General features: G+C 43.0%; 24 protein-coding genes. 7 read left to right on the top strand and 17 right to left on the bottom strand.

What is annotated here, in order from left to right:
* Nucleotides 1–10 precede the first annotated feature (10 nt).
* Entirely contained in the window at nt 11–925 is a 915-nt protein-coding gene (locus tag QWZ01_RS16795; RefSeq protein ID WP_290325219.1) for a PfkB family carbohydrate kinase, read from the top strand.
* 196 nt (nt 926–1121) lie between these two features.
* On the opposite strand, the gene QWZ01_RS16800 is transcribed toward QWZ01_RS16795, so the two are convergent.
* Genes QWZ01_RS16800 through QWZ01_RS16815 form a run of 4 tightly spaced genes read right to left on the bottom strand, consistent with a single transcriptional unit; the run spans nt 1122 to nt 3415 of the window.
* On the bottom strand, nt 1122–1361 hold the full coding sequence (locus tag QWZ01_RS16800) for a cytochrome b5 domain-containing protein (protein ID WP_290325221.1): 240 nt from the start codon (nt 1359–1361) through the stop codon (nt 1122–1124).
* Nucleotides 1345–2031, bottom strand: a complete 687-nt coding sequence (locus QWZ01_RS16805; protein ID WP_290325223.1) for a lycopene cyclase domain-containing protein — start codon at nt 2029–2031, stop codon at nt 1345–1347. The genes QWZ01_RS16800 and QWZ01_RS16805 overlap by 17 nt, the downstream gene beginning before the upstream one ends.
* Nucleotides 2028–2579 carry a hypothetical protein gene (locus QWZ01_RS16810; RefSeq protein WP_290325224.1) on the bottom strand — a complete coding sequence of 184 codons (552 nt, stop codon included), beginning with the start codon at nt 2577–2579 and terminating at the stop codon, nt 2028–2030. Before QWZ01_RS16810 ends, QWZ01_RS16805 begins: the two co-directional genes overlap by 4 nt.
* Nucleotides 2579–3415, bottom strand: coding sequence for a phytoene/squalene synthase family protein (locus QWZ01_RS16815; protein ID WP_290325226.1), 837 nt, complete (start codon nt 3413–3415; stop codon nt 2579–2581). The genes QWZ01_RS16810 and QWZ01_RS16815 overlap by 1 nt, the downstream gene beginning before the upstream one ends.
* A 96-nt stretch (nt 3416–3511) precedes the next feature.
* Here QWZ01_RS16815 and crtID point away from each other — a divergent pair, with 96 nt between their 5' ends.
* Nucleotides 3512–4978, top strand: a complete 1467-nt coding sequence (gene crtID / locus QWZ01_RS16820) for a bifunctional phytoene desaturase/3,4-desaturase (protein WP_290325227.1) — start codon at nt 3512–3514, stop codon at nt 4976–4978.
* Between the two features lie 13 nt (nt 4979–4991).
* Here the strand turns inward: crtID and QWZ01_RS16825 are convergent, their stop codons facing one another.
* From QWZ01_RS16825 to lpxK, 4 genes are all read right to left on the bottom strand, one after another.
* Nucleotides 4992–5315: a DUF6686 family protein gene (locus QWZ01_RS16825; protein ID WP_290325229.1), complete on the bottom strand. Its 324-nt coding sequence runs from the start codon at nt 5313–5315 to the stop codon at nt 4992–4994.
* Nucleotides 5316–5725: 410 nt separating this feature from the next.
* The gene (locus QWZ01_RS16830) at nt 5726–7819 is read right to left on the bottom strand and encodes a putative porin (RefSeq protein ID WP_290325231.1); all 2094 of its coding nucleotides are present in this window, start codon (nt 7817–7819) and stop codon (nt 5726–5728) included.
* A complete protein-coding gene (locus tag QWZ01_RS16835) occupies nt 7819–8634 on the bottom strand; it encodes a purine-nucleoside phosphorylase (RefSeq protein ID WP_290325234.1) in 816 nt (271 codons plus the stop codon). Before QWZ01_RS16835 ends, QWZ01_RS16830 begins: the two co-directional genes overlap by 1 nt.
* Nucleotides 8618–9661: a tetraacyldisaccharide 4'-kinase gene (gene lpxK / locus QWZ01_RS16840; RefSeq protein WP_290325235.1), complete on the bottom strand. Its 1044-nt coding sequence runs from the start codon at nt 9659–9661 to the stop codon at nt 8618–8620. Before lpxK ends, QWZ01_RS16835 begins: the two co-directional genes overlap by 17 nt.
* Before the next feature lie 359 nt (nt 9662–10020).
* Between lpxK and QWZ01_RS16845 the strand changes: the two genes are divergently transcribed.
* A complete protein-coding gene (locus tag QWZ01_RS16845) occupies nt 10021–10929 on the top strand; it encodes a serine hydrolase (protein ID WP_290325237.1) in 909 nt (302 codons plus the stop codon).
* Nucleotides 10930–11245: 316 nt separating this feature from the next.
* On the opposite strand, the gene purN is transcribed toward QWZ01_RS16845, so the two are convergent.
* Together purN and QWZ01_RS16855 are read right to left on the bottom strand one after the other, a co-directional pair.
* The gene (gene purN, locus QWZ01_RS16850) at nt 11246–11824 is read right to left on the bottom strand and encodes a phosphoribosylglycinamide formyltransferase (protein ID WP_290325239.1); all 579 of its coding nucleotides are present in this window, start codon (nt 11822–11824) and stop codon (nt 11246–11248) included.
* A gap of 124 nt (nt 11825–11948) precedes the next feature.
* Nucleotides 11949–12470 carry a lipocalin family protein gene (locus QWZ01_RS16855; RefSeq protein ID WP_290325241.1) on the bottom strand — a complete coding sequence of 174 codons (522 nt, stop codon included), beginning with the start codon at nt 12468–12470 and terminating at the stop codon, nt 11949–11951.
* A 177-nt stretch (nt 12471–12647) separates the two neighbouring features.
* On the opposite strand from QWZ01_RS16855, the gene yiaK reads away from it, so the two are divergent.
* Nucleotides 12648–13637: a 3-dehydro-L-gulonate 2-dehydrogenase gene (gene yiaK / locus QWZ01_RS16860; protein WP_290325242.1), complete on the top strand. Its 990-nt coding sequence runs from the start codon at nt 12648–12650 to the stop codon at nt 13635–13637.
* A gap of 70 nt (nt 13638–13707) precedes the next feature.
* Here the strand turns inward: yiaK and QWZ01_RS16865 are convergent, their stop codons facing one another.
* From QWZ01_RS16865 to panB, 3 genes are all read right to left on the bottom strand, one after another.
* Entirely contained in the window at nt 13708–14106 is a 399-nt protein-coding gene (locus QWZ01_RS16865; protein WP_290325244.1) for a GlcG/HbpS family heme-binding protein, read from the bottom strand.
* Nucleotides 14107–14204: 98 nt separating this feature from the next.
* Complete coding sequence (locus tag QWZ01_RS16870; RefSeq protein ID WP_290325245.1) at nt 14205–14927, bottom strand: RluA family pseudouridine synthase; 723 nt, start codon at nt 14925–14927, stop codon at nt 14205–14207.
* Nucleotides 14928–15040: 113 nt separating this feature from the next.
* Nucleotides 15041–15856, bottom strand: coding sequence for a 3-methyl-2-oxobutanoate hydroxymethyltransferase (gene panB, locus QWZ01_RS16875; protein ID WP_290325246.1), 816 nt, complete (start codon nt 15854–15856; stop codon nt 15041–15043).
* Between the two features lie 290 nt (nt 15857–16146).
* Between panB and carA the strand changes: the two genes are divergently transcribed.
* Complete coding sequence (gene carA / locus QWZ01_RS16880) at nt 16147–17247, top strand: glutamine-hydrolyzing carbamoyl-phosphate synthase small subunit (RefSeq protein WP_290325247.1); 1101 nt, start codon at nt 16147–16149, stop codon at nt 17245–17247.
* A 228-nt stretch (nt 17248–17475) separates the two neighbouring features.
* Here the strand turns inward: carA and QWZ01_RS16885 are convergent, their stop codons facing one another.
* Complete coding sequence (locus tag QWZ01_RS16885; protein WP_290325777.1) at nt 17476–18657, bottom strand: asparagine synthetase B; 1182 nt, start codon at nt 18655–18657, stop codon at nt 17476–17478.
* A 317-nt stretch (nt 18658–18974) separates the two neighbouring features.
* On the opposite strand from QWZ01_RS16885, the gene QWZ01_RS16890 reads away from it, so the two are divergent.
* Entirely contained in the window at nt 18975–19412 is a 438-nt protein-coding gene (locus tag QWZ01_RS16890) for a peptidylprolyl isomerase (RefSeq protein ID WP_290325248.1), read from the top strand.
* A gap of 106 nt (nt 19413–19518) precedes the next feature.
* A complete protein-coding gene (locus QWZ01_RS16895; protein WP_290325249.1) occupies nt 19519–20034 on the top strand; it encodes a DUF5606 family protein in 516 nt (171 codons plus the stop codon).
* A 153-nt stretch (nt 20035–20187) separates the two neighbouring features.
* Here QWZ01_RS16895 and QWZ01_RS16900 read toward each other — a convergent pair whose 3' ends face one another.
* The 3 genes from QWZ01_RS16900 to rlmH all read right to left on the bottom strand — a co-directional run bounded on the left by QWZ01_RS16900 (nt 20188) and on the right by rlmH (nt 22340).
* Nucleotides 20188–20601: a Dabb family protein gene (locus QWZ01_RS16900; RefSeq protein ID WP_290325250.1), complete on the bottom strand. Its 414-nt coding sequence runs from the start codon at nt 20599–20601 to the stop codon at nt 20188–20190.
* A 176-nt stretch (nt 20602–20777) separates the two neighbouring features.
* On the bottom strand, nt 20778–21707 hold the full coding sequence (locus QWZ01_RS16905; RefSeq protein WP_290325252.1) for a cation diffusion facilitator family transporter: 930 nt from the start codon (nt 21705–21707) through the stop codon (nt 20778–20780).
* A gap of 159 nt (nt 21708–21866) precedes the next feature.
* Complete coding sequence (gene rlmH, locus QWZ01_RS16910; protein WP_290325254.1) at nt 21867–22340, bottom strand: 23S rRNA (pseudouridine(1915)-N(3))-methyltransferase RlmH; 474 nt, start codon at nt 22338–22340, stop codon at nt 21867–21869.
* Between the last annotated feature and the right edge of the window lie 25 nt (nt 22341–22365).

Here is a 22365-nt window from a genome sequence, read left to right on the forward strand (position 1 = left end):
AATATTTTACATGAGTTTGTTAGTTATTGGTACTGTGGCATTTGACGCTATTGAAACCCCCTTCGGAAAGACAGAAAAAATCGTTGGAGGGTCCGCAACCTTCGCAAGTTTGGGTGCTTCTTACTTTTTTGACCGTATAAAAATTGTTGCTGTTGTTGGCGACGACTTCCCTCAGAGCGAAATTGAGGACCTTCAAAAACATAATGTGAATACCGAAGGCCTGCAAATCAAGCAAGGTGAAAAGTCGTTTTTCTGGAGCGGAAAATATCATAACGATATGAACACCCGCGATACCCTTGTTACCGAACTTAACGTTCTGGCAAACTTTGATCCTATCATCCCCGATTCGTACCAGGACTGCGAATACCTGATGCTGGGTAATTTGTCTCCGCAGGTACAACAAACCGTTATCAGCCGCTTAACCAAGCGCCCTAAGCTTATTGTAATGGACACCATGAACTTTTGGATGGACATTGCCCTTGAGGAGCTGCTGGCGACCATTAAACTGGTTGATGTGTTAACCATTAATGATGCGGAGGCACGCCAGCTGTCGGGCGAGTTTTCATTGGTTAAGGCTGCCCGTAAAATATTAACCATGGGCCCTAAATATGTGATCATTAAAAAAGGCGAGCATGGCGCGTTGCTATTCCATGAAGATAAAATATTCAGCGCCCCTGCCCTTCCGCTGGCCGAGGTATTTGACCCAACAGGTGCCGGTGATACTTTTGCAGGTGGCTTTATAGGCTATTTGGCCAAAGTTGGTACACCAAGCTTCGAGAATATGAAAAACGCTATCATATTTGGTTCGGCGCTGGCATCATTCTGCGTTGAAAAATTTGGTTCAGAGAAGCTCAGAAATCTGTCGCAGGAAGAAATTACGGCCCGTGTGCAGGAATTTGTTGGCCTTGCCAAATTTGAGATCTAAGAGCCTCACCCCTCTCCTGAAGGAGAGGGTGTAACCTTTTTGTCATTGAGAGCGCAAGCGTGGCAATCGCGAAAATGTCTGAACCACGATTTGGGGGATTAAGAGATTACGAGGATTTTTCCAAACAATAAAAGCAAAATCCTTTTAATCTGATAAATCTGTTTAATCCTGGTTCAGACAATCGTTTGTATTTATATCAGCTACTCAACACCCCTACCTTTTCAAACTTTTCAAATACGACCTCAGTGTGCGGGGCATCGGCCAGCTCGTCGGTCAGGTCCTGTCCGGCCCAGTGTTCGTAGTGTTTGCCATTTCGCCATAGGCGGCTTTCGGTAACATTATAGATCACGCCTTTGTAGGCCACCCATATCTGTGGTTTATCCTGCCCGTTGCGCAGGGCCAGCTGCGATCTGGTGTATTCAGGTAACTGACTCACGACGTTTATTTTTAAAATACTCAAAAAAACCAATGTTCATCAGCAATAGCGCCATCAGATAAAAATGATCTTCAACGGGTATGGTTCCTACCCTCCTGCCCAAATTCTGGCTGTTGTTGTACATCACCACGGGTACAGATGTCAGTATACCATTCACAATATAAAATGGAATGAGGGCCACTATATAGGTCATATAATAACGATTAAGCCAGCCAGGGTTAAACACATATTGCAGCAGCACCGTTAAAACCACCAGTACGCCAAAAGTTACGGCCGTGTACAAATGGTTGTAGTAAAAAACAAGCACCAGTATACTCAGTATGATCATCAGGTTGCTTATGATGCGGGTAAGCCGGTTATCTACCTGCCATTTTATGTAGTAGCTCAGGCAGGCATGTATAAAGATACACGCGAACGGAACCGTTAAAAAAAACAATACTTCCTCCAGCGGCAACCTGAAAAACGTTAACCCGATAATGTAATGCGGATTGAATGACCATACACCTTTTATGGTGAACAGCACATCCCAAAACAAAAAGAACAATCCGGTTATGGCCATACCCGGCCATATAAACTTCCAGCTTTTGTAAAAATGCACCCTTTTATCAAACGATAATACAACCGGGAAAAACACGGTTAATACGTTGATGAGTAAATAGGTATATTTCACTTGAGGGATACTAAATGTTTGTTGAGCTCGGCAATTTGAGTGGGAGTACACCTACGCGAGTTCACCAGGAACTTAATGATCTCAATGGTTAGCTCCCTATCGGCCGTACCATAATTTTTCTTATCCAGCTGGGTGATGATCTCCTGGCTATCGGCAGTTAGGTTTTTATTATAACCCAGAAACTTGGGCACGCTGTCCTCAACAGAAAAGCGCATAAACCTGATCTCGATATTATCGGGATCAACCGCTATGGCTTTTTCAAAAGTTTTTTCGCAGTTTTTGATGTATTTTACCTTTGAATAGGGGTTCCAGGCATGTTTGGCCTTTAATGCCTGTAAACCGGCTATAAAACCATCAATAATACCCGAACGGCTTTTCATGGCGCTCAAACTTTTATATAGCGAATCGGTGGTTTCGCTGCTGTTGATAGCCACCCGTAACTGTTTGCGTATCACTTTCAGGTTAGGCTCTGGACCATCGGCCCTGGCGCTTTGTATCAAAAGCAATAACGAAAATACACTCAGTATAAAAAAAACACTCCTTCTCATTAAATCACATTCAGTTTTTGTTGTAAAACAGCTTTAACGTACAAACCCATTTTACGGGTATCTGAAATACGTATTCTTTTTTGCAGGATAACATTTGCCGGCGTATAGTTTATTTTTTTAAACAACTGCAAATAGTATACATAGGCAATATAAACACCCAGGCGGGTACCGCTGGGCAAGCTTTTTATCCCTTCAAAGGCATTATTAAAGTCAAGCTGTATATCGGCCTCAATAGCCTGTTTATCCTGTTCGATAAAATTATTAAAATCAACATCCGGAAAATAGGTGCGCCCCCGCTCCTGTAAGTCGGCCTTTATATCGCGCAAAAAATTCACTTTTTGAAAAGCCGCGCCCAGGCTGCGTGCCTGTGGTAATAACTCACGGTACCGCTTATCATTATTATCCAGAAAAACGCGCAGGCACATCAAGCCAATAACCTCTGCCGAGCCATATATGTATGCTTTGTAGCAGGCATCGTCATAGGCTTTTTTATCAAGGTCCATTTCCATAGAGCATAAAAAAGCATCTATCAGTTGGGGCTCAATACCATACCTGTGCACCACCTGCTGAAAGGCGTGTATAACCGGGTTTAAACTGATGCGTTCGTCTATAGCCTTAAAAGTATCGCGCCTGAAATCGCTTATCAGCTGCAATTTATCATGCCCATGAAAGGTATCTACAATTTCATCGGCATAGCGCACAAAGCCATAAATGGCATAGATAGGATTACGGAACTTTTTATCAAAAGCCTTTATACCTAAACTGAACGATGTGCTATACTTATTGGTTATCAATTTACTGCATTCAAAACAGGTTTCATCGTACAGGTTCATCATTGCACTCGGGCTTGTGTTCAAAAGTACAAATTCAAAACGTTATTGTTTTTTTAAAGCGGCAAAACAATTTGCTTAACTTGGGCTTCACATATCTACATGAAGCACATTATTATCATTGGGGCAGGTTTTGCAGGTTTATCTGCCGCTTGTGTATTAGCTAAAGAAGGCTTTAAGGTAACCATACTGGAAAAAAATGACCAGCCCGGCGGCCGTGCCCGGGTTTGGGAAAAAGATGGCTTCAGATTTGATATGGGGCCCAGCTGGTACTGGATGCCCGATGTATTCGAGAACTTTTTTGCCCTGTTTGGCAAAAAGCCGTCAGACTATTACCAGCTCGAACGTTTAGATCCCGGCTACCGCATTTATTACGGCCCTGATGATGCTATGGATGTACCGGCAGATATGCAAGCCCTCGAGGCTCTGTTTGAAAAAACCGAACCCGGCAGCAGCCGCAAACTGCAGGATTTTTTAAGGCAGGCTGCCTATAAATACAAAGTAGGCATGGGCGAATACGTCTTTCGCCCCTCGCATTCCATTACCGAGTTTATTGATTTTAACCTGATCAAAAAAAGCTTCAGTATGCAGCTGCTGAGCAGCATGAGCAAGCACGTGCGCAGCTATTTTAAAAATCCGAGGCTTATTAAGCTGCTGGAATTCCCGGTGTTGTTTTTAGGGGCCACACCGCAAAATACACCGGCCATGTATAGCATGATGAACCATGCCGACCTGGCCCTGGGCACCTGGTACCCCAAGGGCGGTATGAACGAGATTGTAAAAGCCATGGTTAACCTTGCAGGCGAATTAGGTGTTGATATTAAACTGAATACCGAGGTAACTAAAATTGAGGTAAAGGATAAGCTGGTAAGCAGCATCATTACCAACAACGGTACTTTTACCGCCGATTTTGTAATAGCCGGTGCCGATTATGAGCATGTTGACCAGCACCTGTTAGCTAAACCCGATCAAAACTATACGCCGCAATACTGGGATAAACGCACCATGTCGCCATCAAGTTTGTTATTTTATATTGGCACCAATAAGAAGGTGGAGGGTATAAAGCATCATAATTTATTTTTTGACGAGGATTTTGAACTTCACGCCGAAGAGATCTACACCTCGCCCGAATGGCCTACCAGCCCGCTTTTTTATGTTTCATGTACCTCAAAAACGGATATGAATGTAGCCCCCGAGGGCGGCGAGAACCTTTTTTTCCTGATGCCTATAGCACCCGGGCTTAAAGAGAATGAAGGCATCCGTGAAAAGTATTTTAACCTGATGCTTGACAGATTCAAACATATTACCGGGCAGGATATCCGCGATACCATTGTGGTAAAGCGCAGCTATGCCCTTAATGATTTTAAGGCCGATTACCATTCTTTTAAAGGTAATGCCTATGGCCTGGCCAATACACTGGCGCAGACAGCCTTTTTTAAACCGGCAATGCGGGCCAGGCACATCAAAAACATGTTGTACACAGGCCAGCTTACGGTACCGGGTCCCGGCGTTCCTCCGGCTATTATATCGGGGCAAATAGCGGCCCTCGAAGCCATGAAATCTCTTTAATACATCCGATCGCTTAGTTGCTATCCATCATGGCGTAAATTTCCTGCATATAAATGGCCTCGTCCATGGCGGCATGAAAATCTTCCCATTGTTCGGTGGTAAAGGTTAGCTGAACATCATTAACGGGTGTTCGCATCACGAGACGATCCTGCCCATCCGGAAAGGAATGCATGTGCTCGGCAAAATCAAGCTCCACCGTAAAATTACGGAACTGTAAAAATTGCTCGGGCGAAAAGCTCAGGATCAGGTTATTGTTCCAGATAAAAACGCATCGGCACTCTGAGCACCGGCTAATTACCGATGAACCAACCTGACTTATAATTTTTGAATCGCACATGGTAATGATGTTTTAAATTTGTGCCTGCCCACCGCAAAGCTATCTCAATACAGCATTTGACCCGGGGCAGGGCTTTTATATTTTTTAAACTGTTTTTTCCAGCACCTGAATTTTAAAATCACTAATGATAGTATGGAACAAAGTAATACCTTATTTAGAATAAATCCAAATAAAAATAAAAAAAGCTTATTTACAGTGGATTATAAATTTACAGATTGAGAAACGAAGAAATAAACCTCACCCAACCCTCTCCAAAGGAGAGGGCTTTAAAAACATATTTGTTCGAAGTCTCCGACTTCATACAAATATGCTGGTAGTTTGCAACTATAGTACCGGTAGTCAAAAGACTACAAACAAAAAAGTCCGAAGTCTCCGACTTCGGACAGCGCGTAATAATTTCTTTGAAGTACTTAATTATAAAAAGTCCAGCTTACGCCGAATTTGAGGAGGGCATTTTGCTGCGGATAGCGGTTCACTGTATAGTATCCTTTGCTTGATAGATTTTGATTGGCATAATCATACGCCACAAACAGGTTGGTACGCTGCAGGGTGGCTTTAAAGTAAACCCTGGCTAACGGGTATGAGGTAAAGGTAACATCGGGTCCGTTGTAAAACTGGCCTATACCTACCGCGTATGAAGGTGCTACGTATTGCGAATTGTATCGCACATCAACACCAAAGCTTGATTGCAGTATATTGAACAGTGTTTTACTGATGTATAAATTGCTGTATGTGTAAAGCTCCGGAGTACGCAGGGTTGACTGGTAATCTGTTTTCTGATAAACAATAAAGTTATCGAAATGCAGACTGCGCCAGCGTAAATTTTTGCCTATGCTAATCTTCAGCAAGTTAATATCGTTGCCCAATTGGGTTGGATGCGCGTCGTTACCACCCTGGTCGGCAGTAAAATACAGGTAATTGGATATTAAAAAATACTCGGCCTTGATATCCAGCTGCAACGGGTTGTTTACATAGTTGAATGATAAGCTGGTAGTTTTTTGATTGCTGAAATCATTATGAAAAATATAATGGTTGGATATCCAGTCGGTATAGATCAATGGCGGCGAACTGTTTTGTGTGTAGGCCTCTAAAATAATTTTACCTGCCTTTTTACCGCCGGCCAGGGTAAGCTTGGCATCATAAAAGTAGTTACCAAAATCACGCCCCTGGGCTATCTGTCTGAAATCGGCATCAAGCGCAATGCGGTCGCTAAATCTGTAACCCAGTTTAGCCTTTAATGTAATATCCTGAAAGGTGGTGTTCTGCACCCTATCCTGATGAATGTATTTGGCACCGTACTGGTTTAGGGTGGTATCGCTTACGTACTGCGCATAGTGCCACAGATCATGCACCAGGCCAAGGTCAAGCTTCAACTCGTTTTTTACAAACTTTACCGATTTGCTGCGGAGGTAAAAACTATACAGAAACTCGTTTTGGATGTGGGTATAAGTTAATGAATCGCGTGATCGTTTATCGCTGTAATAATAATCGGGAAACACGTTGTAGGTGTCCGGATCACTCTGGATATAGTTGTACCTGCCGCCGGTTACGTGAAAGGTATGTGCTACACGCTGCGTTGGTAAAACCTTTGAATTATCCTTCCCTTTGTTAAGGCTATCTATACGGCCCAGGTAATAAAACTGTTTAAGATAAAGGCTTTTATTGTTCCAGTTGGTATAGCTGTTGGGTAAGCGGACCTGTGCTGAATTGGCAAAGAATACCGTACCCGGGGCGCTGGTGTACACAGAATCATTTAAAATAGAACCTGTTTCCGGAGCTTTCAGATTATTAAATGTAGCGTTGGCCAAAAGATTGTACCGCTTACTTTTCGACTCGTACCAGGTAAAAATGGCCGCATCAAGGCCGCTCACGTTTTGCCCAAGCACACTGCTGGTGCTGTAAAATCCTTTTGATCCGTTAAAATTCAGGTTGAAGCCAACATTCCAGTTTTCCTTAACATTTTGAGTGTGGATAACCTTAAAAAGCTGCTCGGCCGAACTACCGAAGCCATTAAAAAGTGTAAGCTGGGTATAGGGAACCCGTGTATTATAGTAATTAATATCCTCAGGATTTAACATATACACATCAAGCGCGTGCAGGCCCACATCAAAGCCTATGGTTTTGCTGGGCTCAAACAGCAAGGGTCTTTGTGAAACACCAATGTTACCCAAGTGTATACGCGGACTTCGGGGCCTGGTAAGCGGGTTATAATTTTCAAAATTGGTTATGCCGGTATCAAGTGCAAAGGTCTGCGTACTATCGTTAAGCAGCAGCTCGTTAGTTATCCTTACAAATTTTGAATTGAAAATTATGGAGTCCTTTTTATTGTCTTCCTTTTTGCGCAGGCTATCCAGCATCTCATCATCACTAAGCACCCTGGTAGGCGCTACGGTATCGCGGGTTGAGAGGGGCTTTTGCCTCCTGGTTTGATTATATTGCGCAAATGCCGAATGTACAGACATGCACACCAGCAACAATAAAAAATATTTTAGCTTTTTGCGCATTAATTACCGGCTATCAGTTCTTTAAGTATCAATGTTAATTTAGGTTCGGCCTCTTCGGCTACCCGTATAATTTCTTCAAGTGATACCGGCTGCAACTCTTCTGTAAAGCCCTCGTCTGTTAATACCGATATGGCAAATACAGGTAGGCTCATGTGGTTTGCAACAATAACTTCAGGTACAGTGCTCATGCCAACAGCGTCGCCGCCAATAATTCTTAAATAGTTATACTCTGCCTTGGTTTCCAAGTTTGGGCCGGTAACAGCTACATAAACTCCTTTATGGCAGGTAATATTGTTGGCCTTTGCTATTGTTAATGCTTTATCAATAAGGCTGCGCTGGTAAGGCTGGCTCATATCCGGAAAACGCGGACCTAAATCATTGTTATTACGGCCAACCAGCGGGTTTTGTGGCTGCAGGTTAATATGATCGGCAATAACCATCAGGTCGCCTTTTTTAAAGGCCGGGTTAAGCGAACCGCTGGCGTTTGATACGTAAAGCGTTTTAATACCCAGATATTTTAATACCCGCACCGGAAAAGTGATCTGCTGCATGCTGTAGCCTTCGTAATAGTGCAAACGGCCCTGCATGGCAACAACTTTTACACCGCCAAGCGTACCAAAAATGAGTTTACCGGAATGAAACTCAAGCGTTGAGATCGGAAAATCAGGTATATTGGAATACAGCAATTGCTTTTCAACCTCAATTTCCTTTACCAAGCCACCAAGGCCAGTACCTAAAATGATGCCTATTTCGGGTTCAAAATCGCCTATGCGGTTTTTTATATATTGTACGGTGCTTTCAATACTTTCTAACATATTCGTATACTAATTTATCAAATTGTGATTGCTGGTTGTTTAAAAACTCAATGCCAATTGGCAGTACCAAAATACCGAGTTTTTTAACAAGCTGCTGCAGTTCCTGTTCCCCTAAACGCTGCGCGTCCTTTTCTGTTGTGATAATCAACTTTTTTTGTGAGGTGCAGGCAAAAAAATCATCGGCAAGTTTACTGATATTTTTCAAGCTAAACTGATGGTGATCCGGATATTTATGATGGATGATGTGCAGCGTTTGTTTTTGAAGATGCGCCAGCAATGGCCCTGCATTGGCAATACCGGTAAGCAGGAATATGGTTGTATTCGCATCAATTGTTACGTTCACCACGCCGCCATAAATATCCTGAAGCGGCAAATAATTGATAGATGTGAAGAATATAGTTTGATGCGACAACGGCTTCACGCGCTCTTTGATAACCGACTGCTCTGGCGAGGATAACGCCGGCGGGCATTTACTAACCACAATTACATTCGCCCGTTTACGGCCGCTGTAAGGCTCGCGCAGGCTACCGGCAGGCAGCATTAAGCGGGGTTCGTAAATACGGTTGTAATCTATTAACAAAATGTTGAAGCCCGGCTTAACGGCCCGGTGCTGGTAGGCATCGTCAAGAATGATGAGGTTATGACCGGCTTGCAGGGCCTCAATTCCATCCATCCGTTTTTCGCAAACAGCAACGGTAACATTCGGAAATTTGCTTTTAAACTGGGCGGGCTCGTCGCCAATTTCTGTTGCCGTCGAATTGGAGTTACCTAACAGAAATCCCTTGGTACTGCGACCATATCCCCTGCTTAAAGTGGCCAGCTTATAATTGGTTTTAAACAGGCGGATGAGGTATTCGGTCATAGGGCTTTTCCCTGCTCCGCCCACATCAAGGTTGCCGACGGCTATTACGGGTAAATTAAATTCGCGGCTTTTAAACATCCCGGTATCATAGCACCAGTTACGCACCACAACCACGAGGCCATATAATAACGAAAAAGGGAATAAAAGCCAGCGCAGGTATTTCATAAGTTTTTATCAGACAATTGATCTCACGCGCGTAATTGCGAGAATTGAAGCAATCGCCGATAGCAGGGCGAACAATGCATATCGCAGAGCGCTCAATTGCCGCTAAGGCTGTTACTTTTGTCTTGATACAAAAGTAACCAAAAGATCAAGACAGAAAAAAGCTTCTTCCCACAGGCAAAACACCCGGCTCGCTTTTCTGTCGAGGCCTTTATCCGCACAACACGTTTAGCTTGAACCGCTATTTTTAGCCAGTAAAGAAAAATCCTTTAATCCGATAAATCTGTTTAATCCTGGTTCAGACAAATTCAATATTTAAAGCCCATTTTTATAACTTAGTCTTTAAACCGATCTATCCCACTATGAAACTAAAACTACTTATCCTTTCTACCTTCATTACTTCAGTATCCTTTGCGCAAACCGATCAAAAACTTACCAGGCAACTGCAAAGTGTTATCGATGGCTTTCATGGCCAGGCAGGCGTGTATGTAAAAAACCTTAAAACCGGTAAAACTGCTGCCATTAATGCCGACACGCTGTTCCCCACGGCCAGCATGATCAAGGTAAGCATTCAGTGCGGTTTAATGGATAAGATAGAAAAGGGCGAAATGCAGTACAACCAAAAACTGGGTTACCGTGATTCGTTACTGTACCCCGGTGAGGATATTCTGGGTTCGTTTAAGGATAAAGACACCATACAACTGAGCAAGGTGGCCATGCTCATGATCACCATGAGCGATAATACCGCCAGCACCTGGCTGCAAAAACTGGTGGGTGGGGAATATATCAACAACTGGCTGCAGCAAAATGGCTTCAAAGTAATGCGGGTAAACTCGCGCGTGCCTGGCCGCGAAAGTGTCAGGAGTATTTATGGCTGGGGTGTGAGCACCCCTTACGAAATGTGTCGCTTGTTTACTATGATCAGGCAGGGTAAGACCGTGAGTGAGGCCGCCAGCGAGCGCATGTACCGCAATATGGTGCGTATTTACTGGGATGATAAGGCGCTGTCAGAAATTCCTCCCTATGTACAGGCTATCTCCAAACAGGGCGCGGTTAACGAGTCGAGATCTGAAACTGTACTGGTGAATGCTCCTCACGGCGATTACGTGTTTTCCATCATCACCAATCATAATACCGACCAGCGCTGGGTACCCGAAACCGAAGCTTATCTGCTCATTAAAAAGGTATCGGCACTGTTATGGCACTATTTTGAACCGCAAAGCACCTGGAAACCCGCCGAAGGAATTGATAAGTACATGAAAAACGAATAACAGTGAGATAAAGTGGGTACGCTATACTTTGCGTATATTTGTATATACAACAGCCCGGTTCCTTTTTAAAGAGGACCGGGCTGTTTTGCCATCGGACCAAACAGAAGCCCGACAATCGTTATTTTTGATTTACCACACTGAAAATCAGCTTTTTAAACTTTTCAAACGCGATTAAAAACGCATCAAAAAGTGTTTAAATTGATTATTTCTTTAAAATATCAATCAATTTTGAGCAAAAAGCTTCCATTTTAAAGCTTTTTTATGTTAAAAAACAGCTTTAAAAAGTTTTGCCGGGAACTGGCCCGGCAAAATATAATTAACTCTTCATTTTTTTCAGCAAGGCCTCAACAACCTTTGGAAAATGATGATGCTCCAGTTGCTGGCCCTTAAATTTCACCATCTCCAGATTATCGCCCGGTTCAATCTTAAATTTTGATTGGTGAATGATCTCGCCTTCGTCAAACTGCTCGTTCACAAAGTGTATGGTGATGCCGCTCTCTTCCTCACCGGCTTCCAGGATGGCCTTGTGCACGTGATCGCCATACATGCCCTTACCGCCGTATTTGGGTAGCAGTGCAGGATGAAGGTTGATGATCTTATTAGGGAAGGCTTTTAAAAGCGAGGCGGGTACCAGCCATAAAAAACCGGCTAACACAATAAGGTCAACCTGAAGGTTTTTTAATAATCTGATCACATCGTCGGTTTCAAAAAATTCATGCCGGGTAAATATGTGCGATGGAACCTCAAAGTTATCGGCCCGTTGTAAAACATAGGCCTGTGGGTTGTTAGTGAGTATCAGCACTATCTCGGCATCGGCATTGCGTTTAAAATGCTCCATTAACTTTTGGGCGTTTGACCCCGAACCTGAAGCAAAAATGGCAATTCTTTTTTTCATTAAAATTAGTTGCTTTTCAAAGGTGATGATGTTACCATGGGCATTTTTAATATTGGTTTGATGTATGCCCGTGGTATTTATTATAACAAACCATTTTCATAATATCCAAATATAAAACTTTTACCTATTGCGTTGTTACTACCTTTTGCCTGATAAATCCGTACCTCATGATCCTGCGCCGCTTGGTTGATGAATAGTTAGGTTCCACATCGCCGGTTTGCAGCACCATAGAGTATGTGCCCAGGTTATATATCTGCGTGTTGGTAAAAGGCTTTATATCCTGCAAGGCACCTTTGCCTCCAGGAACGGTATCCTTACAAACCATATCTGATGCAAAAAACAGCTTGTTGGGTGTAAGTGTCCAGGTGCCGGTTGTGGTTTGACCCTGGCAGGCGTAGTTGGTATAGGTACAGGTATTATTATCCTTAAAAGTAAAAACCTGCGTTAACAGGCAGCTATCATTCAAAGTATCAATAGATATCTGCGAATCGCCAATATAGTTGGTTACCTGCAGGGTTGCCAGTTGCCATGTACCGCTAACTAATAAGTGGGGAATATTGCTGTTATCGGCCTTTTTGCATGAGTTGCTTAACAGGTTGATGATAACTAAGCCCAGGACAAGGACTAACGGGATTTTATTTTTCATGTAAATCACTGTGGCAAAAGTAAAGATTTGGCGCCTATTAGCAGACAACCGGGATGTAATAATAACTGTTTTAAGGTAAAAATATTTTAGCGTCGAGGAGAGCCCTATTTCTTCAATGGCGGAAATTTAAAATCAGGCTATATAATTTTTTACATTTGACTTTAACTTCAAACTACCATGCGTATACCCTATGATCAATTGCAGGCCGAATTTAAACGGATATTAACCGGTTTAAATTTCGGCACCGATAAGGCCGAAAAATGCGCCTCCATTTTTGCAAGCAACAGTCTTGATGGCGTATATACACATGGTCTTAACCGTTTCCCGGTTTTTGTGCAGCATGTAAAAGATGGTCTGGTTAAACCAGATGCCGAACCTACCCGCGAAGCCGATATGGGCGCAATTGAACAATGGAACGGTAACTATGGCCCCGGAATGCTTAATGCCACCGTTTGCATGGCGCAGGCCATTCAATTGGCAAAGAATAATGGTATTGGTTGTATGGCCATCAAAAACACCAACCACTGGATGCGCGGCGGCACCTATGGCTGGCAGGCTGCAGAAGCCGGATATATAGGCATATGCTTTACAAACACCATAGCCAATTTACCCCCATGGGGCGGTCTCGATCCGCGATTGGGGAACAACCCGCTGGTGATAGCCGTGCCGCGAAAAAACGGGCATGTGGTTTTGGACATGGCTATATCACAATACGCGGTAGGCAAGCTACACCAATACCAGTCAAAAAATGAAGCTTTACCGCTCCCCGGCGGTTATGATAGCGAAGGAAATTTAAGTACGGATGCTACGGCCATACTACAGTCGCAACGATTACTGCCTGTTGGGTTCTGGAAAGGGTCCGGACTTTCATTAGTGCTTGACCTGCTGGCCACTGTTTTAAGCGGGGGTAATTCCACAGCCAAAATTACGGCTACTGGTAAAGAGGCAGGTATATCGCAGGTATTCATCTGTATAAAGCCGCAAAGTGATGAACATACCTCGGCCTTAATTGAGGAGATCATAGCTTACACTAAAACCAGTACCCCGGAGCACGAAGGCGGAGCAATTACTTATCCAGGAGAAAACACTTTACTAACGAGGGAGCGCAATCTGAAAGAAGATATCCCGGTTGATGAAAAAATTTGGAATACCGTATTAGGATTATAAACAAGGGTCGCCTTACAGCAACCCTCGTTTATGATAATCTGATTAAGATTGAAAAATTAAGGCAATGAAATTATAAGGCTGCCGCGCCGGCTGAAGCAACTTCATGGTCTTGCTCTACTGAACCGCCTGATACGCCAATTGCCCCAACGATTTTTCCGCTGCTGTCTTTTAACAATACACCGCCTGGAAATGATATTAAGCCGCCATTTGAATGTTCAATGTTATACAGTGGCCCGCCGGGCTGGGATAGTTTGCCTATTTCGCCGGAATTCATATCAAAAAAGCGCGCGGTTTTTGCCTTTTTGATAGCGATGTCAACAGAACCCAGCCAGGCATTATCCATCCGGTGAAATGAAACGAGGTTAGCGCCTTCATCCACAACAGCAATGTTCATGGGTACGCCAATTTGTTTGGCTTTTGATTTCGCAGCCTCAGAAAGTTTTTCGGCTTGCTCTAATATAATGCTCATAAAAAACGTTTTAGGTAAATAATTGAATAAAGGTAACGATGATTATAATCTAAAGAGAGTAACAAATTTATATTTTTCAATAGATGATCCTCGTGCATTTACCCAATCATCATCCCTTCAAACTTTTCCCAGAAACCATCGCGTGGTACGGGGGCTATGATTTCTATCGGTTCGTTTTTTACCGGGTGAACAAAGGTTAGTTTACGGGCATGCAAACAGATACTTTTACGCAGGCTGCCGCGCGGGTAGCCATATTTATTATCGCCAACAATAGGTGTGCCCAGGGTTGATAACTGCACCCTGATCTGGTGCGGGCGACCTGTTATCGGGTCAACCTCTATTAAGTAATAGCCATCGAGTTCCCCAACCAGTTTGTAGCTTAATTCAGATCGTAAGCTCCCTTGCACTTCCTTATCATGTGCTTTGGTTACATTCTTTTGCGGATTTTTAACCAGCCAATGAACCAGCGTACCGGCTTCAGGATATGGGCGTTTGCGTACCACCGCGTAATAGGTTTTATGCATATCGCGGTTCTTGAACATCTTGTTGATCCTATCCAAAGCCTTACTGGTTTTGGCAAACAGGATAACACCGCTTACAGGCCTGTCTAACCGGTGAACTACACCAAGGAAAGCGCCATTGGGTTTATCATACTTTTTGGCAATGTATTTTTTTACCTTTTCGTCAAGCGATTCATCGCCGGTATCGTCTACCTGTACAATGTCGCCGGCACGTTTATTTACCGCAATAAGGTGATTATCTTCATACAGAATATCTTTATCGGTAACGTCTTGACTGGTATAATTAAATTCGGGACGCATTTTTTTATTTCGGATTTGGGAATTTCGATTTCGGATTTGTGTAATTGGGAATGCAAAAATTTAGAATTTCAAAATCTAAATTCAAAATCCCACATCCGAAATCCGAAATACCTTTAATACTGTTCCTGTTCGTTCGGAAAATCTTTTGATTTGATATCGCCAATATAATTTTTGATCGCACCGTTCATCTGGTCGTACAAATTGGCATATTGGCGTAAAAAACGGGGTTTAAATCCTTTGTTAATGCCCAGCATATCATGTATCACCAAAACCTGGCCATCACAGTGGCGGCCGGCACCTATACCTATAATAGGTATCTGCACGCTTTCGGTAACCTCTTTCGCCAGCATGGCCGGTATCTTTTCAACCACAATGGCAAAGCATCCCAGTTCCTGCAAGGCAAGGGTATCCTCACGTAGTTTTTGAGCTTCGGCCTCTTGCTTGGCACGTACGGTATAGGTACCAAATTTATAAATAGACTGCGGCGTTAGGCCCAAATGGCCCATAACCGGAATACCCGCGGTAAGTATGCGACTTACCGATTCGGCAATTTCAACACCGCCTTCCATCTTAACGCCATGCGCGCCTGATTCCTTCATGATGCGGATAGCCGAGTTCAGGGCCTCTTTAGAATTACCCTGGTATGATCCGAAAGGAAGATCAACTATCACCAGCGCACGCTTAGCAGCACGTACTACCGATGAGGCGTGATATATCATCTGATCAAGCGTTATAGGCAGCGTTGTTTCATGACCGGCCATTACGTTTGAAGCAGAATCGCCTACCAGTATAATATCCATCCCGGCATCATCAACAATGGTTGCCATTGAATAATCGTAGGCGGTAAGCATGGCTATCTTTTCGCCACGGTTCTTCATTTCCTGCACAGTATGTGTAGTGATCCTTTTAACTTCTTTATTTACAGACATCGATAAATATTTAAGCCCTTAGCATTGGCTTTGCAAAGGTAGGGCAAAAAATTCCGGATTTCGGATGTTCGATTTGGGAATTTTTGAATACACAAAGCCATCTTATACTTATTACATACACCAAACACCTAAAATTAAAATAAATCCGAAATCGCGGTTCCAAATTCCGAAATAAAACTGTACTTTTGCGCCGTGAATCAGGAAGTTCCTTACTTCGATATTTCTATCAAATTTCACGGGGCTTTGAACCAGGCGATCCGATTTAATAATCCATTAAATTTTTTTAATAAATGACGTACTTCACCAAATTACCGGCTGTGCTGCTACTTGACGATGGAACCGTTTTTCACGGTAAAGCGGCAGGAAAAATAGGTACAACTACAGGCGAGATATGCTTTAACACCGGAATGACCGGTTATCAGGAAGTTTTTACAGACCCTTCATACTTTGGCCAGATCATGGTTGCCACTAATGCCCATATAGGTAATTATGGCATTGCCAACGAAGAGGTTGAATCTAACAATATCCAGATTGCAGGGTTGGTTTGTAAAAATTACAACATAGCTTATAGCCGTAAACAGGCTGATGAGTCGATACAGGATTATTTTCAGCAGCAAAACCTGGTAGGTATATCTGATGTTGATACGCGTGAGCTTGTTCGCCACATTCGCGACAAGGGTGCGATGAATGCCATCATCTCATCAGAGATATTGGATATTGACGTATTGAAAGCTAAACTGGCCGAAGTACCATCAATGGACGGGCTGGAACTATCATCAAAAGTATCTACTACCGAAACTTATACTTTTGGCGATGAGAACGCTTCTTACCGTGTAGCTGTACTTGACCTTGGAGTTAAGAAAAACATCCTGCGCAATTTTGACGATCGTGATGTTTATGCTAAGGTTTTCCCGGCAAAAACAACCTTTGAAGAAATGGAAAAGGATTTTGCACCAACAGGCTATTTCGTATCAAACGGCCCCGGCGATCCGGCTGCCATGCCTTATGCCATTGAAACGGTTAAAGCTATCCTGGCTTCTGAAAAACCGATGTTTGGTATTTGCTTAGGCCACCAATTGCTGGCTTTGGCTAATGATATCCCAACTCAAAAAATGTTTAACGGTCACCGTGGCTTAAATCACCCGGTTAAAAATATTATCATTAACCACTGCGAGGTTACTTCACAAAACCACGGTTTTGGTGTAGTGCCTGAAGCTGTGCGCGCATCTGACAAGGTAGAGATTACTCACGTAAACCTGAATGACCAATCAATTGAAGGTATCCGTGTAAAAGGCAAAAAAGCATTCTCGGTACAATACCACCCGGAATCATCTCCAGGCCCGCACGATTCAAGATACCTGTTTGATGATTTCATCAAACTGATGTCGTAACGAATCAAATCATAATAAAAAAGCCTTTCATTTAAAATGAAAGGCTTTTTTATGCTCTACAACTTGCGCTCGTCTATGACGAGTGCTTAATGTGGTATAGCGATTGCATCGCTAAAAAACCTATTCAATAAATTAGCATTCGCGTTATAAACGCTTAGCCATATTAAGCACTCGTCATAGACGAGCGCAAGTGGTAACGAGCGCAAGTTTACTAATATGGAAAACCGATCAGGTTTTTTGCTTTTTCTTTTTAGCTGCCGGGAATAATACATTATTCAATATGAGGCGGTAGCCCGGAGAGTTAGGATGTAATTTCAGATCAGTTGGCGGGTCGCCTACGGCATGTTGATAATCTTCCGGATCATGGCCGCCATAAAAGGTCCACTGACCTTTGCCAAATTCGCCATGAATATAGCGGGCCTCGTTGGCTGTCTTCATTTCGCCCATAATGGTAACACCGGGCTTCAGCATACTTTTGTTGAAGGCGGTAGTGAGCCCCATAAAGCCTTTGATCACTTTATCATGATCCTGTGTGAGCATACTGGGCACAACATCCCACTTGGCCGAAAAATCAAACAGGGTAAAAAAATCACGGGTGCGGTCAATTTGCCTTGTGCCAGTAACATCAATATTGCTGAACTGGTGCGATACCGGGTTCATATCCAGCGTGAAATTCTGAAAGGCGAAGGTTTGGGTGAAATCAAGTTTAGATTGCGCTTCCGGATCGGCAGCATCGCCGTCAAACATACGCTCACAAATATCAGTATTGGCTGCCGCCAGGGCAATATCAAAAGTATCGGTACCGGAGCACATAGCAAACAGGAAACCGCCACCGGCGCAAAAATCGCGGATGTTACGGGCCACGGCCAGTTTCATTTGCGATACCTTTTTAAAGCCAAGCTTGCGGGCCATCTCCTCCTGCCCTTTCACATCATCATTATACCACTGTGCAAAACGGAAAGCACCGTAAAACTTACTGTATTGACCTGTAAAATCTTCATGGTGCAGGTGCAGCCAGTCATATTTGGGCAGATCGCCTTTAATCACTTCTTCATCATATACTACATCGTAAGGTATCTCGGCATATTTCAGCACCAGCGTTACAGCATCATCCCAGGGCAGTTTGTTCTTAGGCGAATAAACGGCCATCTTTGGTGCTTTCTCCAGCTTCACAACATCCATATTTACAGATGGATCGCTCACCTCGTTCAATATCTCGTTCACTTTAGCATCGGCCAGTACCTGGTAGCTTACACCACGCACTTTACATTCTTCCTCAATTTTAGGATTGTACTTCATCATGAAGCTGCCGCCCCGATAGTTGAGCAACCAATCAACTTCTTCGCCGTTTTTGAGTGTCCAGAAAGCTATTCCGTATGATTTCAGGTGGTCTTTTTGCTCATCATCCATAGGGATCAATATAGAAGCGGCCCGGGATAAAACAGGAGCTAAAAGCAAAAGGCAAAAAGCTAAAAGCTTCATAAACTTAAACGGAATAAAAATGCGGGATAAAAGAGATTGTATGTTTATTATTCCGGCTACCATTGGCATATTTCTTTCTACGCTGATTTACCAAATGTAACGAATAAACAGGTAATGTATTACCGTTAAAGGTATACACTTTGTGGTTGCTTATATAGCTATTACCCAAAAAAGCTTTAAGCCTTATGCTTTTGGCTTTATGCTTTTTTATTACCTTTGCCGTCTGTTTTCAAAAAAACAATAAAATGAGCAAAGCAATTATTAAAACCGAAAAGGGCGATATGACTGTTGAATTTTTCGACAAAGATGCGCCAAATACTGTTGCTAACTTCAAGAAGTTGGCTAAATCAAATTTTTATGATAACGTGATTTTTCACCGTGTTATCCCAAATTTTGTGATTCAGGGTGGCGACCCAACCGGTACCGGTGCTGGTGGCCCAGGTTACAAAATTGATTGTGAATTAACCGGCGACAACCAATATCATGACCGTGGTGTGCTTTCAATGGCTCATGCTGGCCGCAACACCGGCGGATCGCAGTTTTTCATTTGCCATAGCCGCGATAACACCGCACATTTAGACCGCAACCATACCGTTTTTGGTAAAGTAGTTGAAAATGTTGACGTGGTTGACGCTATACGCCAGGGCGATAAAATTTTAACCATCGAAGTAATAGAAGACTAAATTTAGTAATGAGTTTTGAGTTTTGGGTGATGAATTTAAAACAGCATTACCTGTTAATAAATACATTACTCAAAACTTACAACTCAAAACTAATAACTCATAAAGAATGAATTTACAAGGAATTGTAGCAGTATCGGGCAAACCAGGTTTGTGGAAAGCTTTGGCTCAAAACAAAACAGGTTATGTGCTGGAGAGTCTTGATGCTCAAAAAACCAAACTGATAGCCAACCTGTCAACTGCTAAATTGGCTGCCCTGAGCGAAATCACCATTTTTGGTGTTGATGACGATATCAAGCTTACTGATGTTTTTGAACGTATGAAAACTGCGTCGAACATCCCTGATGCTAAGGCTGACGGTAAAAAATTAAGAGCTTTCTTTTTTGAAGTAGCTCCTGATCATGACGAGGAAAAAGTATACGCCTCTGACATGAAAAAAGTAATATTATGGTTCCAGTTATTAAAAGATCTGCCGCTTTTTAATGAGCCTGATCCAACTGTTGCACCTGCACCAGCCGAGGCAGCACCTGTTGCCGAAACAGCTGTTGCAGCTGAAGAAATTGCCGAAGCACCTGCCGCGGCACCAAAACCAAAGGCTAAAAAAGCCACCAAAAAAGCCGAATAATTCGGCTTTTTTGGTTTTAATGGTAATCTCCTTAACAGAATGTCCCCTCTGACTAAAAAGGGCTTGTCAGTCTGAGCTTGTCGAAGACTCACGTGCGGAGGCTTACTCACCATGGTTCGACGGAGCTCACCATGACATCTTAATAAGAATTATTTACTTTGCATCTACAGCATCATACACTATAACCTTTTCCCAAAGGTGGCTGCAGTTTTTAATAAATTCCAGGTGTATAGGATGTGTTTGGTAAGTGGCCTGCCCTGCAAGGTCGCTAAAGAACATCAGCTCAGATACCGCCCAGCTATTATCAACTACATCACGCTTTTCGGTACTGGCCACAACGCCAACACGCAGTTTTTTTACGGTTTCAATCTTGGCCAAGGTTTTAACACCCGCAACCAATTTGTCCCTATCCTCAGTTGAACCTGGATTTTTAAGCCAGAAAAACACGTGGTGAATTACTGGCCATTCTTCTTTTTCCTGAACGTTTAACGGCATTGCCGATGCGGCTATTGTACTTGCTGCCATAGTAGCTGTAGTGGTTATAAATTTACGTCTGCTTGATTTCATTGGAAGGTTAAATAATGCCTTAAATTAATAAGAATTATTTAAAAAACAGTATTAGCTGTCTTTGCGAGGAGGAACGACGAAGCAATCGCTAACTATGCTTTTTCAGGCTGTAAAGTTCTAAACTTACGAAGTTTTAAAAACTTCGTAAGTTTTCAGATGCATGAATATCGTCAACCTTACAAACACTCCGGTTGCTGGCATTTTTCATCAGCAAATTCGGGTTCAAAGGTGCTGTGGCTTATATCAAGATGCTCAAGACGATGGCGCAGATCGTGTTTAATATTATCAAATTCAGCCATCGCTTCAGGTTTAATCACCAGGTGGGCGGTCAGAGCATTTTCTGTGGTGCTTAGCGCCCACACGTGCATGTGGTGTACATCAACAACGCCCTTGCATTTCATGAGTTCCGTCTTGATCTTTTCCAGGTTCAGTTCGGCAGGTACACCATCCATTTCAAGGCGCAGGCTGTCTTTCAACAGACTCCAGGTGCCTCTAAGTATCACCACGCCTATAATAAGGCTCACTACACTATCTATCCAGTATATTTTGGTAAAATATATAATAATGCCCGATACTACCACGCCAAATGATACAATGGCATCAACAGCCATGTGCAGGTAGGCACCTTTAACATTCAGGTCGGTGTCTTTGTCCTTTACAAAAAGCCAGGCCGTGAACGCGTTTATACCAATGCCTATAAAGGCAACCCAGGCCATGGTACCACCTGATATAACTTCGGGGTTCATGAACCGCACTATGGCTTCATATACAATAAAACCAACGGCAACAAACAAAATAATAGCGTTAAAAAAGGATACAATGATGGTCGACCGTTTATAGCCATAAGTATACTGCCTGTTGGCGCTTACCTTGCTCAGTTTAAAAGCCAATAGCGCTAATGCCAACGACGCAACATCACTCAGGTTATGCCCGGCATCTGTTAACAATGACAGTGAGTGGGTTATGAATCCGGCCACGGCCTCCACTATAACAAATACCGAATTTAAAATGATACCTACAATAAAGGCTGTGTTCAAATGATCGAGCTTGGGAGCGTGATCATGGTGATGGTGACCGTGTGCGTGTAAATGATCGTGACCTGACATACAACAAAGATAAGGTTTTTGATGTGTGGATGTGTAGATTTCAGATATGCAGATGATTGTCTTAATCAGAAGTTCATTATTAAAAAACAAACATTTGTTAATCCGTCAAAAATTCATCTGTACATCCGCACATTTACATATCCGCACATTAGTCCACATCTACTCATGGTGATATGGCTCGCCCTTGATAATGGTATAGGCACGGTATAGCTGTTCTACAAAAAACAAGCGTACCATCTGGTGCGAAAACGTCATCCGCGAAAGGGATATTTTATCATTGGCCCTTTGATATACCGATGAATCAAAGCCATAAGGCCCGCCGATTATAAAAATAAGATTGGCCGATGAGCTGATCTCCCTTTTGTTAATATAGGCCGCAAACTGAGTAGACGAAAGCTCCGTCCCTTTTTCATCCATCAGTACTACATGATCAAGCGGGGTAATTTTTTTAAGAATCATTTCTGCCTCTTTGGTTTTTTGCTGCTCGGGACTAAGGGCTTTGGTATTTTTTAGCTCGTTAAGTTCAACCAGTTCCAGCTTGGTATAATGCTTTAATCGCTTCACATATTTATCAATGCCTTCTTTCAGATAAGCATCTTCTGTTTTGCCAACGGTTAAAAAAGTGATCTTCATATAATAAACAAATAAACGTTTATTT

This window comes from Mucilaginibacter aquaedulcis (genome assembly GCF_030409325.1).
GTDB lineage: Bacteria > Bacteroidota > Bacteroidia > Sphingobacteriales > Sphingobacteriaceae > Mucilaginibacter > Mucilaginibacter aquaedulcis.